This is a genomic window from Hymenobacter koreensis, from assembly GCF_039541855.1.
In the GTDB taxonomy this organism is placed as follows: Bacteria; Bacteroidota; Bacteroidia; order Cytophagales; family Hymenobacteraceae; genus Solirubrum; species Solirubrum koreensis.
The window spans coordinates 786,756-800,221 of sequence record NZ_BAABHA010000015.1 but is presented as its reverse complement, the minus strand read 5'-3'; the positions used below and the strand labels follow the sequence as shown (position 1 = coordinate 800,221).

Below are 13,466 nucleotides of genomic sequence, written 5' to 3'. Positions count from 1 at the left end.
CTTTCTCAAAGATAACGTATATACAGTATGTATGCAAGATATACGCGTATCTATTTTATGCGTATCTTGTGCATACATTAGCGCCCTACACCATGCGAACCCTAGCTTTGCCCCGCCGTCCCAAACTGGTCAACCAGGTTACCTACCCGCTGCGGGTAGACTATGACTTAAAGGAGAAAGCCATGATTGCGGCCGACCGCAAAGGCACTGACCTAGCGGCTATTCTGCGGGGTGCGATGTTGGATTTGGTCGATGAACACGAAGCCAAGCACGGCCCCATCGCCCTCCCCCCTTCCCCGTAGCGGCTAGGAGGGGAGAGCAGGGCTGTTACTTGAACCAAGCCAGCACCATGGCCGGCGTAACCTCTATGTGCAGGTGGTAGGTGTTCAGGATGGCAAACAGCAGCAGCGCGGCCGATACCAGCCCGTCGATGATGCGGTACCCCCACGTAAAGCGCACGGCTTTGGGAATGAGCATGGCCCCCACCATAATGGCGACCAAGCCCGTAAACACCATGTAGTTGTAGCTGGTAAGCCCCAACAGCACCCACACCAGATACACCAGGCCAAAACAGCCGAGCATGAGCTTATTGCGCTCGTCCTCGGGGCGGTCTGCCCACTCGGCATCCTTGGTTATCTCGGTTTTCAAGACCCGGTTGTACTTGCCGGCGTTGCGGGCAATGGCCAACTCCATGATGAAGAACACCCCGATACCGAGGTAGTAAGCGCCTTTGAAAAATTCGTGCATGGTGGTACTATTAAAAGAGTTGGGTTTGGCGGCGTTCTACTTCGTTCTGCACCCGCGTATGCAGCAGGCGCACGGCCAAGGGAGCGGTGGCGTCGGGCGAAAACCGCTGCACTTTCTGTTGTAGGGTCCGAAACTCGTCGGCTTCCATCAGTTGCAGGTTGCGGTCGTGGTAATTGCGCAGGGTGCTGCGCAGGCTGTAAGTGGGCGTGCTCATCTGATTAAGCGGCTAAGGGTTCGGTTTCTTCTTCGATGCGGGCCACCCCGCTTGCAATCAGCTTCATCATGGCGACGAAGCGCACCGGATCATCCGAGCCCAGCAGCGTATCGCACAGCTCCCAGATCAGCACCCGAAAGGATTCCAGGTAGTGTTTGGTGGCTTCCTGGTCGGTTAGCTCCCCGTGGCTGTCTTTGATCCGCAGCATGGGGGTCAGCACATCCACCAGGTAGTTGAAGTGGTTGAGCGTGCTCTGTTTGATTTGCCCGATGCGCAGCTTGTCGGAGTGCCGCAGGTCGGGGTGGTACCATTCCGCGTGCAGGTACTGCGTGTTGAGCAGCAGGGCGTGCAGCATGATGTTGCGCTGCAGTTCGGGCAAGGCGGCCGGGCTCATCACAGCTGGGCTGGGCTTGCTGAGCAGCTTCAGGCCGGCTTCGTTCTCGCCCAACGCGTAGGCTTTATCGAGCAGGTGTCGTTTGGCGGCGGGTAAGTAGGCTTTGAGGTCGTCTAGGTTCATGGCGGGGCGAGAGAAAGGCGGTTTGCAGTCGAGCGCGGCGCCCGTAGGCGGTGACCGCGTGTATCCAGTCGGGGCAACCCGGCACACAGGCGCGGATGGCGGCGCGGAGCTGGGCTTTCATCGTTAGCGGTGGCAAAAGGCCCCGCAGGACGGGGCGGCTTTGACTTGTTTGTAGACCAAGGCCATTTCGGCGGCGTCGAAGAGGCTGTTTTCGCATTCCTCGGCAATGCTTTGAAAGGAGCGGCCCGAGGAACTGATGGCGAAGAACTTGGCGCGGCGGTCTTGTATCCGTTCTTCCATCGCCCGGCCTTCGTTGAAGGTGTTGCGGTCCAGAAAGTACATGGCCTTGTATTCGCGGATGCTCTTGAAGGGGCACCACTTGCACCCGCCCCGCGCCATGTAGACCGGGTAGTCGGGTTCGAGCCCGTGCTGGGCAAGCAAGGCTTTGCAGTCGGCGCGGGTGTAGCCGTCTTCGTAGAGCGGGTAGCGGTACTGCACGTTCTTGCAGCGCATCAGATTGCCCGTGCGGTCTTGGCCGGGTTCTTCGTCGGCGTTGAAGCCGATGAGCAGTTCGCACGGCCCTTGGCTTTTGAGGAAGGCGTCCATCGGCTTGATCTTCCACTCGACGGTGCAGAAGCGTTGCTGGCCCGAGGGCATGAACTTCTTGGCTTCAATGGCCTCCCCGAGCGAGTGGCACAGCACCCCGTTCACCACCTTGGCCGGCTTAAGGACTTGCAGCTCGAAGTCGCCGCCGTGGTGGGCTTTCAGGGCGGCTTCCACGAACTGCAGCCGGGCGTAGAGTTCCTGGTGTTCGGAACCCGTGTCGGTGAAAATGGCCGTGGCCCCCTTGCCGTAGAGCAAGCACATGGTGGTCGATTCGACCCCGAGCGAGAAAGCAATGAAGCGCTTCATGGCTACCGGGGGTGCGGGGCTTCCACTTGGGAGAGGCTCAGGCTGTGGGGGTTGCCCTCGGGCACCACGTAGCCGAGCAAATAGAGCAGGGCGGCAATGCCGAGAGCTAAGAGGCTGGCTTGCACACCCCGGCGGTGCTTGGCTTTCTTGCTGCGTTTGGGGCGGCTCAGGTAGCGGTTATCGACGGCGGGCGGCAGCGTGGGCCGGGTCGCGTCGTAGAAGAATTCACTGTCGTAGGCGTGGCGTTCCATGGCTAAGAGCGTTGTTCGTGAAGGGAGAGGATGCAGGGCCGGGCAATGCCGGGGCGGGGTTTGGGGCGGTATCTCACGCGGCAAAGAGTTGTTGTTGAATGCCCAGGCGGGCGAGTCGTTCGGGGTCTCCCCATTGGGCAGCCATGGCGGCGGCAATGCCGGGGAAGAACTTAGAGCGGGCTTTTCGACGGTCCTGTAAGGTTTTTCCAGGGCCTGTAAAGTGTGTTTTAGGCTCCCGGCCCGGCACGATGTCAGTGGCCAGTAATCCAGGAAGATTCTTCAGCCACAGGCAGGTGCCTTTCGTTTCGCCGTGGCCGAACTGCCAGGGCTGAATAATCTGACTGGGCGGCTGGTAGAGGGTGCTCATAATGCCTATCGGGTTTTCCACCGCAATGCGGGGAACCGGGGCGTTAATCATTTCCATGAAGAACGCCGCGGCCTCTTCCTGGGCAGCCAGCCGGGCGGCCCCCACCAGTGCCCCCGACTTGCGCGGTGGCTGCTCTTTCAGCCAGCCGTTTGCGCTTATGGTCAGGTAAGTGCATTCCGGGTGGGCAATGAGCAGGTCCCAGCCGTTGTGCAGAATATCGCGCACGTCGCCCTGGTAGTGCGGGCCGGGGCTTTCCGTGGGCAGCAGGTCGCAGCTCATGGCATCATGCCCGGCCGCCAGGAACGCATCGCGCACAATGCCGGAGTACTCGCAGGCTACTAGGACCTTCATGTTATGCGGCGTCCTGTTGGTTGTGGTAGAGTTCTTTCGGGTCGCGCATCTGCTCCCGAATGGCGATGAATTCCTGCGTCTTGCGAATGGCTTCCACGCATTGGCGGCGCGTCATGCGGCCGGCGGAGAGGAAGTAGCTCGTCTTGAAGTGCCGGTCGATCAGCGGGTGGTTGAGCAGGTCGGTCAGCTCCTTGTATTGGGCCTGGGTGCGCGGGGCGGCTTCAATCTTGGCCATGGCTTGTTCAGCACGGGCGTTGTCGAAGCCGGCGAGGGCGGCCATCATCTTCTCGCACTCCTCTTGCGTGACCAGCGCGCGGTTGTTCAAGAGTGTGGCGAGGCGCAGCAGGGTTTCGGCGTCCATCATGGCTAGGCGGCGGGCTTGAACTGGTGGCGAAGGGTCGAAAGGGTGGCTTGGAAGCGGCCGGTGGGCACTTTGGGCCTGGGCTCCAGCTCGGCTTGCTGCTGGTCGATCAAAGCCTGCAGGGCGCAGCGTTCGTAGGGCGTGCCCTGCGCTTGCCGGTAGGCGGCGCGGGCTTGGTGTTCGGCGGGGCTTTCCATCACGACTCGGGTTGGTGAGCCACGTAGGCCACGGCGTAGGTGCCTTTCGGGTCTTCCGTGCGGCCCCCGAAGGCAGCCGTAGCGACTTTGTAAGCGTCCCACATGGCGGTGTGGGCTTCCACTTCCAAGGCCAGCAGCACGCTTTTGGCGCGGTCGGGGTTGGCTTCCACGGCTTTGAGGGCGGCGGTCACGCCGTCGTGGTAGGCGCGGGCGGCGGCGAAGCTATCGGGGGTCTGCATGGCGGTAAGGGCTTAGGCGACTTGCATGGGGTTTTTGCGGGCCTTGCGCACCTCTTCCAGCACCACGGGCACCTCTTGGACGTACTTGTCGTCTTCGGCTGCCACGCCCCAGAACAGGGCTTCCACGGTGTGCCACGGCATGCGCACCAGCGCTTTCCAAGAGAAGCGGCGGCGCACTTCCTCCGTTTCCACGGGGCAGGCGGCCTCTTCGCTGGTGTTGAGGTAGAGGGGTGAAGGCGTTTCGATGTAGTGGTGTTGCTGAATCATGGTAGCTTTGCGGTTGAAGTGATTTGTATTGGGCGGCGCTGGGTGTAGGAGCCCGGCGCCGCTGTGTGTTTGGGGGTGTTAGCGGTCTGCGTAGTGCTCCAGCAGTTCGTCAATGTCTTCGTTGACTTCGCGCATGTGCTCGACCACGCCACGCAGGGCATTAGGGAGTGAGAAGTCGGGGCTTACGCTTCCCTTAGCGCGGACCTTGGCCGATTCGCGGTCCGCCATGTCATCCAAGTGCAGGATGTACTCTTCGTTGGCGGTCCGCGTCAGGCGCAGCGCTTCGATTTCAGATTCGGTAAGTGGCATGGCTGGACGTGTAGGAGGTGAGAAAAAAGAGCGGGCGCGCCGCTGTGTGTTTGGGGGTGTTAGGCAGTCAGGCGGATAAGCAGCGTGCTTACTTGGGTGCCGCTCTCCTTGAATGAGCCAGCGGGAAAGCGCTCCACAACGGCGCCGTGCTCCGCTACAAAGGCCTGGAAATCTTGTCGGCGCTTGCTGCTGGCGTTTTCCCAGCCCGTGCCCGTAATAGCCAGCAGCACCCCGCCGGGCTTTAGAAACCGGAAGGCATGTAGCACATGCTGCATATCTTGGTCTTTCGCGAAGGGCGGGTTCATCACAATCGCATCGTAGCCCGCAGGCGATACTTTGCACCCCAGAAAGTCTCCGGTAATTACCGTGTGGCCTTTCCGGATCAATACCGAAGCGCTCTCAGGGTCTATTTCACAACACACCACATCGGCCCCTTCGGCCCGTATGGCATCGGCAAAGGCACCCTCTCCAGCGGACGGCTCCAGCACCACCATCCCCTTTAGAGCAGGTAGGTAGCCAAGCGTTTTCGCCACCACAGCCGCCGGGGTGTAAAAGGCTTGTGTGTCTTTCTTGGTGCTGACAACCTTGCCGGTTGCCAGCGCTAAGCCAAGTTGCGGGCGCGGATCGCGGGGAAACACATGGGCCTTTGCCTTCCGGTCCCACTTGCCTCCGGCGGCGGCAATAACCTTGTTGACGGCGGTATATAGATCACGGCTCAAGTCACCAACCGGAAGCACAAGGCGGCAGTCGGTAATGGTGCTGGCTCGGAGGATACTTAAAACTTCAGGTGGGATCTGGCTCATGGCTGGACGTGTAGGAGGTGAGGGTGTGGGGGTGTTGCTGTTGGTGAATCAAATGTAACAGAGTTCTATTGAATACGCAAGTATTATTAATAGAGTTCTGTTGAAAGCAGACAAAAAAATTTAGGCTGCCGACTGGAAAGGGTTGCCCGGCCGCTGGAACCACATCTTGCGCAAGGCATTTAGGGCATTGTCTTCCGATTGGATGAAGCCCATTCGAATGGAGAAAGCCATTTTATCTTCTAGGTCTGCCAGCTGCTTAAGTTGCTCTGCTGTGGCCAGATTCCGCATGCCGTTCTGGTGGCTGCCGAATACGACCCAGTTCAAGGCCTGGGCAAACTTGCTGAAGTCGGAAACACCAATGGACTTCAGTGCCTCGGAAAACATCTTGTAGTTATTGCCCGCCACCACGCGGTTAACCAACAACTGGTCTCGCAGCCACAGCACCGTCTTCGCGTAAAGCATTGGGTTCAGCTCCATAGCTACCAGCATCCAAATAGAAGACTCGCACCAGGTGGCTTTGTTGCCGCCGCGTCCTTTGGTCTGGTATACACCCAGTCCTTTCAACACCTTGACAACGCCCTTGCTATCAGCCGTTTCCATAAATGTATGAAAGTCTACTTTTATGAAATCTTGGCTGATGAGCAGGTAATAGATGCGTTCGGCATTCTCTTTCTGGTTCAGCACGTGGTCGATCCGCTTCTCCGACCAGCCGTACTGGGTGCGGCCTACCTCATAGGCTGATTGCAGATCGGTCAGGCTCATGCGTTCGGTCTTCGATTCCTGACGCACTTTGATGCCGAACAACTCGCGGTCCGGCGAAAGCATTACTACGTTGGTCTTCATGGTTAAAAGGGTAAGTCTTGGATTTCCTGTTGAAGGCGTTCGGTTTCGGTGCGGGTGCTTTGAATGTTGTTGTGCATCCACTGCATCAGGTGTTGATGTGCGGCCGGCGGCAGGCTCTCGGCAATGACGCCGGCCAATTCAGGATGCAGCCCGTCGATAGCCTCCCATACCCACGGGTCGGCTTGGTCGCGGTGCAGCTGCCTAAACTCCAAGTACATGGAAGTCATGTCGCGGCACATCTTCAGGCGCCGTTCCACCGAGGCAGTAGACCATTCACCGAACCAGATGGAGGTGTTCCAGCACAGCCGTTGCAGGTGCTCGAACGGGGTTAGCTGGGCTATCATGCGGCTTGGAGTTGCGCAGTACCGGCCAGCCGTTCGATCAGGTTCAGCGCCTTCTCGTTCATGACCCCGCCGTTCATCACGTTGCGCAGTTGCTGGGCATCTACGGTTTCATCCAGAGCCATGGCCGCCGGCACGTAATACTTAATGCCTTTCTTCTTGAGGCCCTTTTTGGCCTGTTTCAGACGGTATTCAAAGACCGCCTTTTGCTCCATTGTGTACGCCATGAGGTGTGGATTTAAAGGAGTGTTGTTTATTTAAGCAGAACTTTTGTAGTTTTGGTGCGTTAAGCAGCACCGCAGCGTTTAAACTACGCTTCAAAGATAACAATAGTTCTGCTTAAATAAACAAAGTTTGCTTAACCTTTTCACCACACAGCCATGGACACAACCTTTGCTTCCCGCGTGAAGCAGTTTCGGGAGTTCAAAGGGTTGGCTCAGCAAGCCTTTGCCGAGCGGTGCCAGCTAACGCAGGGCAACGTCTCGCAGATGGAGCAGGGGACCGAACCCAAACAGAGCAACGTCGCCAAGATCATTAGCGGCTTTCCCGACCTCAACCCCGATTGGTTGCTGCTGGGCAAAGGCAACATGCTACGCGACGGCCGCAACCTCTCCGTTGCGGAAGAACCCAAAGCGGGCTTCAGCGCCCGCGCCGTGTCGCCGGCCGAACTCGAAAGCCTCTACCCGGCCGAGCTGTTCGGGCAACGGGACGTGGCCGGGGCCGAACCCGCCCGCAGCCACGGGGCCACGGTGGCCCAGCTCCAGCAGACGCTGCGCATTCAGGCCCAGGAAAGCGCCCGCCTCATTGCCCGCCTGGAGAAAGACAACGACCGGCTCATGACGCTGGTGGAATCGTTGAACAACCAACTGGCGGAACTGCGCCTGCAGGGAAAGACCGACGGTAACCAAGTAGACGCCCCCGGAACGGACGCGCTGCCGCGCAACGAGATCAAAGGCTTCACCAGCGTGCGGGCCATGTGGCCCAACGGGGTGCCCCGCGAATCGAGCGCCCAGGCCGCGTAGGTTACCGGATTGGTTACCACGGGCAACGGAAAGCCGTTGCCGGGCAATGAGAGGGGATAAAACGAAAAAAGCCGCTGCCCAACGGACTGCGGCTTTCTGCGCTATTTCAAACTAAAGGCCCCAAGGCCTTCGGGGCAGTAAACTCCGGATGGAAATAATAAGTGCCCGACCGAAGAAAAGTATTCCAATTTCTTTGCCCACAACCTATTGACCAGCAAGGCAAAGAAAACAGATACCCTAAGCAAAACAGCATTTAGAGCAGCGTCAAACCCGTACGCTACGCGCTATGCGGCGGCGCGGCGTTTGCCTTCCTCACATGAAATCCGTTGATTACCTCTAGGGTTGCCCTCCACCGAACCGAATGCCCATGCGCTTCGCTCGCTTTGCCGGCCGTTTGGCCCGCGGCTGGTACTACTGCCGAAAGTAGGCCGCCGTTCCTGCGCACTACCCGTAGCGCCCCGTTTGCAGCGGGAGCCAGGTGCTTGTCTCCCCTATTCGAGAAGCTCAGTAACAGCACCAAAAAGCTTGTTTACAGAATTTCAGCCCAGGTTTACAAAGCCGGGCAGAACGCGCTACTGCTTCTCAACCGGAAATTTATCGAGGATGTCGCGGGCCGCTTCGGCAAACTGTTTGCCCAGCCGGGCAGGGTCGTTTAGCGGATCGATAATGGTGCCGCGCCACACCAGGTTGTTGGTTTTGGCGTCGATGATGTCGAGCACCATGGTACCCTCTTGGTAGGTTTCAGTGCGGGTGCTGGTGTAGGCAGGCGTGTACCAGTAGCTGTAGTTCACAGGAATCAGTACGCCGCGGTAGCGCACCAAGTACGGGTAGTTCACCAGCTGGGACGGCCCCGGCGGATTGGCCACCACGCGTTCGGCATCTTCCACATACAAGTGGGTGGAAACGAAAAAATCGGGCTGGCCGTCGGTGCGGGTAATGCCGCGCTTGGCCATTTCGCTTTCAATGGCTTGCTGAATGGTGGCTTGGGTAATGGGGCTGGTTAGCACCTGCCGCTGGGTGCCCTTGGTTTGCACTTCCGTATCGGCCATGGCAAAGGTGCGGTACTGGCTAAAATCGATGCCGGCGCGTTGCTCTACGTTGACGGCGGGCGAACAGCCCACGAGCCACAAAGTAGCCGCCCAAAGCAGGGCAGCGCTTACGTACTGTTTCATAAACAACAGGCTTTAAGATGAACGACATCCTATAGCATACTGCTTATTGGCTAGCGGGTTACCTAACCGGGCGTGCTGCACGGCCAGCGCGCCGCGTTTGTTTCGCTACATCTGCCGCAGCCAGGACGACGCCGTTTCGAGGTTATCGAACGTTACAACCACGGGCTTAGTCGTGTGCTGCAGGGTAAGATCGGTGCTGAGGCGGCTGTAGATGTTGGGCGAGTACACCCAGGCAAAATACTCCAGCCCGCCGGCAGCCATGGCCGGAAACCACACCGTACCGCCCCACTCCGCCGCCTCCGACCAAATGGTTTGCACCCGCCGATTATCGTTGAGCACCTTGCGGCACCGCTCCGAAACGAGCAGCTCCAGCATCTTTTCGCACCCGGTCTGCACCGACGCCAGGTCCTGATCCGGCTGCCAATCGGCGTACAGCCACTCGTTCAGGTAATCGTAAGAAATAGACAGAGCGAAATCTTCGTGCAGGAGGCGCAGAGCCATGTGGTATCGAAAAAAGGCAATCTGCCTTTAACGACGCTGGGTTGAGTTGGGTTACAGCTCCACTGTTTAACTGATTTTCAGGGTAATTCAGCTGCTTTCGCCCTTTCCGTTTAACGGGTAGCGGCCGCTTCGACTGGGCGGTTATATTTGATCGAGTTCGGCCGGTTACCTTCCGCCGGCCCCTGCCCGCCGATGTCCGATTCGCTGCCCCCGGCCGATTTTGAATTGGTCTTTCAAGCGCTGGTTACTCCGCACGCGGTGGTCAGTCCCGAGCTGGTGATTCTGGCGGCTAACGATGCACTGGTCCGTACCATGGGCCGCGCTACCCAAGGCCTCGTCGGTTGCTCGGTATACGATGCTTTTCCGCCCAACCCCGACCCCGGCGGGAGGCAGCGCATGGCGCCCTGGCTGCACGGGCTGGAGCACGCCCGGCAGCATCTGCGGCCGCATACCATCGAGCCCCAACGCTACGACGTGCTGCGCCCCGACGGCCGCTACGAAGTGCGCTACTGGCAGGGCTCTGTGCGGCCCTTGCTAGCCCCCGACGGCACCTTGCGGCACCTGCTGGTGCGGGCCGAAGACGTTACCCGCCGCCTGCAGGCCGAGCACCAAGGCAGCCTTAATCACGAATCGTTTCAGCTGCTGACCCGCGCTACCCACGACGTGGTGTGGGAGATGGACGTAGTTACCGGCCAGGTGCGCTACAATCAGGCGTTTTATCAGCAGTTCGGCTATACCCCCGCCGATGGAGTGGGCGGCCCCGATTTCTGGCGCGACAGCCTGCACCCCGACGACGCCGAGCGCCTCGTTTCGCTTTTTCAGGAGTGCGTATACGGCACCGCCGAGGCGCTGCGGGCCGAGTACAGAATGCGCCGTGCCGACGGTTCCTGGGCCGACGTACGCGACTGCGCTTACATTGTGCGCAACGCCGCCGGGGAACCGCTGCGGCTGATTGGCGCCATGCAGGACGTAACCCTGCAGCGCACCGCCGAGCGTGCCCTGCAGCAAAGCGAGGCCAGTTTCCGCCTGCTGGCCGACGCCCAGTTGCAAATGGGCTGGTCGGCCCGGCCCGATGGCGTATTCGACTACGTGACGCCGTACTGGTCGACGTACACGGGGCAGCCCATTACCGACGCATTGCACGAAAACTGGCTGGCCACCATTCACCCCGACGACCTGGAAACCGTGGGGCAGCGCTGGCAACAAAGCCTGAGCACCGGCGCCGTTTTTGAAGCCGACCTGCGCATGCGCCGCCACGACGGCGAGTACCGCTGGTTTTCGGCCCGCGGCTCGGCCTTGTACGACGACAGCGGAACCCTGCTGAAATGGATTGGGGCCACCACCGACGTGCACGACCGCCGCACCCGCACCGAGCAGCAACGCCAGCACGACCGCCGCCTGCTGCAGCAGCTCGACCAGCTTCCGCTGCACCTGGTAGTGCTGCAGGGCCCCGACCACGTGGTGGAATATGCCTCGTCGCAGGCGCGGGCTTTTTTGACGGCCGAGTCGCTTGGCAAGCCCGCCCGCGATGCGCAGCCCAGCCCTGGCCCGGCCCTGCTGGCCCGTTTTGGGGAGGTGTACCGCACCGGCCAGACTCGCTACGTGAACGGCGTACCGGCGCTGCCACTGCACGCAGACTCCTCCGAAACCCGGATTCTAAACCTGTCGCTCCAACCCCTGCTCGACGACGAAGGCCGCATCAGCGGGGTAATTATGGCGGGCCTCGATGTGACCGACCAGTTGCAGAACCGCCGCACGGCCGCGGCTGCCATGGCCGAAACCCAACGGCAGCAGGAGCAATTTCACTTCCTCACCGAGTTCATTCCCCAGTTGGTGTGGTCGGCCGATGAAACCGGCCGCTTCGACTACTTTAACCAGCGCTGGACCACCTACACCGGCTACCCCAGCGCGGCCACCGATGTGTGGGCGCAAGTGGTGCACCCCGACGACTGGCCCAATTGGCAGCAGCGCTGGGCCCAATCGTTGAACACCGGCGAGTATTTTTCGATGGAAGTTCGGCTGTTGTCGCGGCACGGCACCTACCGCTGGTTTCTGGGGCAGGCCTTGCCCCTGCGCAACGCGGCCGGCACCATTACCAAGTGGTTTGGCACCGGCACCGACATCGACGACTCCAAGCATGCCCAGCATCAATTGGTAGAGAAAGACCGGCAGCTGCAGCAAATTCTGGGGCAGGTACCGGCGCACCTCTGCACCCTGCTCGGGCCCGAGCACGTGTGCGGGTTTGCCACGCCCGGCCTGCTCGATTTGTTTGGCGGCCGGCTGCGCGTGGGCTGGCCCATTGCCGAAACCCTAACCGAAGTGCGCGAACAGGGCCTGCTCACCATGTTCAACCGCGTGTTTCACACCGGCTTTACGGCCCTGGAGGAAGAATACCCGCTGGCGGTGTTCGATGGCCCGAACCGGCCCGCCCGCCACTTTTATTTCGACCTCACCATTCAGGCCCTGCTCGATGAGCAAAGCCACACCCAGGGCCTGCTGTTTTTTGCCGTAGACGTGACCGAGCGCGTGCTCACGCGGCAGCGCAACGAGGCCCTGACCGAGGAAGTGTACCGCCGCGACGAGGAGTTTCGGGTGATGGTGGAAGCCCTGCCCAACATCGTATACATTGTGCACCCCAATGGCAGCACCGCTTACCTGAGCCCCCAGTGGTACGCCTACACGGGCCACACGCCCTCGGCCAACCCTACCGAAAGCTGGGCCGATGCCGTGCACCCCGACGACTTGCGCGCCATTACGCCGTTGTGGCAGCATGCCCAAACGCAGCGCCAGCCGTGGTCGGGTGAAATACGCCTGCGCCGCCACGACGGGCAATGGCGCTGGCACCTGGCCCGCACCGTCCCCGCCTTCGACGCCGACGGGCAGATAGTGCGCTGGTACGGCGCCAGCGTCGACCACCACGAGCAACGGGAGCTGCAGGAGCTGCTGGGGCGCCGCGAGGCCGAGTTTCGCCTGCTGGCCGAAAGCATTCCGCAGCTGGTGTGGGTGGCAGATGCGCACGCGCGCCCCACCTATTTTAACCAGCGCTGGGTGGAGTACACCGGCTTCGGGCTAAACGAGTTTCGGGAAGAAGCCGACTACCGCCACATTGTACATCCCCACGACCTGGAGAACTGTTTGCAAGCCTTGCAAACGGCGCGGCAAGCCGGTGAACCATCGCGCGTGGAATACCGCCTGCGCGAACGAGGCAGTGGTAATTACCGTTGGTTTATTGGGCAATCGGTACCCCTACGCGACGCTGCCGGCCAGGTGGTGCAATGGTTTGGCACCTGCACCGACATTCACGAGCAGAAAGAACTGACTACTACTCTGGCCGAGCAAAACACCGAGCTGCGCCGCATCAACCAGGACCTCGACGGCTTCGTGTACACGGCCTCGCACGACTTGAAGCAACCCATCAACAACATGGCCGGCATCTTCCAGGAACTCACCCGCTCGGCCCAGCTCCATGACCCCGATACCGCCCAGCTCACGGCCATGTTCGAGCGCGCCCTGCACCAGATTCACGGCACCATTGAGGACCTCACGGAGCTGGTACAGGTGCAGAAAATCCGCCAGCAAGTAGCGCCCGAAACGGTTCATTTACAGAAGCTGACCACCGAGGTTCTGGTGAGTTTGCGTGAGCAGCTAACGGCGGCGGGCGCGCTGGTGGAGCTGAATTTTGAAGCGGCTCCCACGGTCCAGTTCGTGCGCCCAAACCTGCAAAGCGTGCTGTTCAACCTGCTCAGCAACGCCATCCGCTATGCCAGCCCGCAGCGCCCGCCCCGCATTCGCGTGTGGTCGGAGAGTGCGCCGGGCCAGGTGGCGCTGCACGTGCAGGACAACGGCCTCGGCATCGATATGGAACGGTACGGCCCGCAACTGTTCCAGATGTTCCGTCGGTTTCATCCCCACATCGAGGGCTCGGGCATGGGCCTGTACCTGGTGCAGCGCATCGTGCACGGCCACGGCGGGCAGCTGGAGGTGCAAAGCCGCGTGGGCGAAGGCACCACGTTCAGCATTAAGCTGCGCTGTTAGAAAGTACAAGCCCCGGC

The 13,466-nt window shown here is 60.4% G+C and carries 20 protein-coding genes; 3 read left to right on the top strand and 17 right to left on the bottom strand.

Annotation, left to right across the window (positions count from 1 at the left end):
- Positions 1-92 precede the first annotated feature (92 nt).
- A complete protein-coding gene (locus tag ABD903_RS22400) occupies positions 93-302 on the top strand; it encodes a hypothetical protein (RefSeq protein ID WP_345227962.1) in 210 nt (69 codons plus the stop codon).
- A gap of 25 nt (positions 303-327) precedes the next feature.
- On the opposite strand, the gene ABD903_RS22395 is transcribed toward ABD903_RS22400, so the two are convergent.
- From ABD903_RS22395 to ABD903_RS22325, 15 genes are all read right to left on the bottom strand, one after another.
- The gene (locus tag ABD903_RS22395) at positions 328-747 is read right to left on the bottom strand and encodes a hypothetical protein (RefSeq protein WP_345227960.1); all 420 of its coding nucleotides are present in this window, start codon (positions 745-747) and stop codon (positions 328-330) included.
- Between the two features lie 10 nt (positions 748-757).
- Positions 758-961 (bottom strand): hypothetical protein, encoded by a 204-nt coding sequence (locus ABD903_RS22390; protein WP_345227958.1) that lies wholly within the window; start codon positions 959-961, stop codon positions 758-760.
- A gap of 4 nt (positions 962-965) precedes the next feature.
- Positions 966-1,478 carry a hypothetical protein gene (locus tag ABD903_RS22385; RefSeq protein WP_345227956.1) on the bottom strand — a complete coding sequence of 171 codons (513 nt, stop codon included), beginning with the start codon at positions 1,476-1,478 and terminating at the stop codon, positions 966-968.
- 123 nt (positions 1,479-1,601) lie between these two features.
- Positions 1,602-2,390 (bottom strand): adenine nucleotide alpha hydrolase family protein, encoded by a 789-nt coding sequence (locus tag ABD903_RS22380; protein WP_345227955.1) that lies wholly within the window; start codon positions 2,388-2,390, stop codon positions 1,602-1,604.
- Between the two features lie 2 nt (positions 2,391-2,392).
- Positions 2,393-2,641 carry a hypothetical protein gene (locus ABD903_RS22375; protein ID WP_345227953.1) on the bottom strand — a complete coding sequence of 83 codons (249 nt, stop codon included), beginning with the start codon at positions 2,639-2,641 and terminating at the stop codon, positions 2,393-2,395.
- 73 nt (positions 2,642-2,714) lie between these two features.
- The gene (locus ABD903_RS22370; RefSeq protein ID WP_345227951.1) at positions 2,715-3,359 is read right to left on the bottom strand and encodes a hypothetical protein; all 645 of its coding nucleotides are present in this window, start codon (positions 3,357-3,359) and stop codon (positions 2,715-2,717) included.
- A 1-nt stretch (position 3,360) separates the two neighbouring features.
- Entirely contained in the window at positions 3,361-3,723 is a 363-nt protein-coding gene (locus tag ABD903_RS22365) for a hypothetical protein (protein ID WP_345227949.1), read from the bottom strand.
- A 2-nt stretch (positions 3,724-3,725) separates the two neighbouring features.
- Entirely contained in the window at positions 3,726-3,917 is a 192-nt protein-coding gene (locus ABD903_RS22360; RefSeq protein ID WP_345227947.1) for a hypothetical protein, read from the bottom strand.
- Positions 3,917-4,156, bottom strand: coding sequence for a hypothetical protein (locus ABD903_RS22355; protein ID WP_345227944.1), 240 nt, complete (start codon positions 4,154-4,156; stop codon positions 3,917-3,919). The genes ABD903_RS22360 and ABD903_RS22355 overlap by 1 nt, the downstream gene beginning before the upstream one ends.
- 12 nt (positions 4,157-4,168) lie before the next feature.
- Positions 4,169-4,423, bottom strand: coding sequence for a hypothetical protein (locus ABD903_RS22350; RefSeq protein WP_345227943.1), 255 nt, complete (start codon positions 4,421-4,423; stop codon positions 4,169-4,171).
- Positions 4,424-4,501: 78 nt separating this feature from the next.
- A complete protein-coding gene (locus ABD903_RS22345) occupies positions 4,502-4,732 on the bottom strand; it encodes a hypothetical protein (protein WP_345227941.1) in 231 nt (76 codons plus the stop codon).
- Positions 4,733-4,791: 59 nt separating this feature from the next.
- Positions 4,792-5,535, bottom strand: a complete 744-nt coding sequence (locus ABD903_RS22340; RefSeq protein ID WP_345227939.1) for a methyltransferase domain-containing protein — start codon at positions 5,533-5,535, stop codon at positions 4,792-4,794.
- A gap of 120 nt (positions 5,536-5,655) precedes the next feature.
- Positions 5,656-6,378 (bottom strand): hypothetical protein, encoded by a 723-nt coding sequence (locus ABD903_RS22335; protein ID WP_345227937.1) that lies wholly within the window; start codon positions 6,376-6,378, stop codon positions 5,656-5,658.
- Positions 6,379-6,380: 2 nt separating this feature from the next.
- Complete coding sequence (locus ABD903_RS22330) at positions 6,381-6,722, bottom strand: hypothetical protein (RefSeq protein WP_345227935.1); 342 nt, start codon at positions 6,720-6,722, stop codon at positions 6,381-6,383.
- Positions 6,719-6,946, bottom strand: coding sequence for a hypothetical protein (locus tag ABD903_RS22325; RefSeq protein WP_345227934.1), 228 nt, complete (start codon positions 6,944-6,946; stop codon positions 6,719-6,721). Before ABD903_RS22325 ends, ABD903_RS22330 begins: the two co-directional genes overlap by 4 nt.
- A gap of 153 nt (positions 6,947-7,099) precedes the next feature.
- Between ABD903_RS22325 and ABD903_RS22320 the strand changes: the two genes are divergently transcribed.
- The gene (locus ABD903_RS22320) at positions 7,100-7,741 is read left to right on the top strand and encodes a helix-turn-helix domain-containing protein (protein ID WP_345227933.1); all 642 of its coding nucleotides are present in this window, start codon (positions 7,100-7,102) and stop codon (positions 7,739-7,741) included.
- A gap of 572 nt (positions 7,742-8,313) precedes the next feature.
- On the opposite strand, the gene ABD903_RS22315 is transcribed toward ABD903_RS22320, so the two are convergent.
- Positions 8,314-8,913: a DUF4136 domain-containing protein gene (locus ABD903_RS22315; RefSeq protein WP_345227931.1), complete on the bottom strand. Its 600-nt coding sequence runs from the start codon at positions 8,911-8,913 to the stop codon at positions 8,314-8,316.
- Between the two features lie 105 nt (positions 8,914-9,018).
- Positions 9,019-9,414, bottom strand: coding sequence for a hypothetical protein (locus tag ABD903_RS22310; RefSeq protein ID WP_345227930.1), 396 nt, complete (start codon positions 9,412-9,414; stop codon positions 9,019-9,021).
- A gap of 192 nt (positions 9,415-9,606) precedes the next feature.
- On the opposite strand from ABD903_RS22310, the gene ABD903_RS22305 reads away from it, so the two are divergent.
- On the top strand, positions 9,607-13,449 hold the full coding sequence (locus ABD903_RS22305; RefSeq protein WP_345227928.1) for a PAS domain-containing protein: 3,843 nt from the start codon (positions 9,607-9,609) through the stop codon (positions 13,447-13,449).
- The last annotated feature ends 17 nt before the right edge of the window (positions 13,450-13,466 follow it).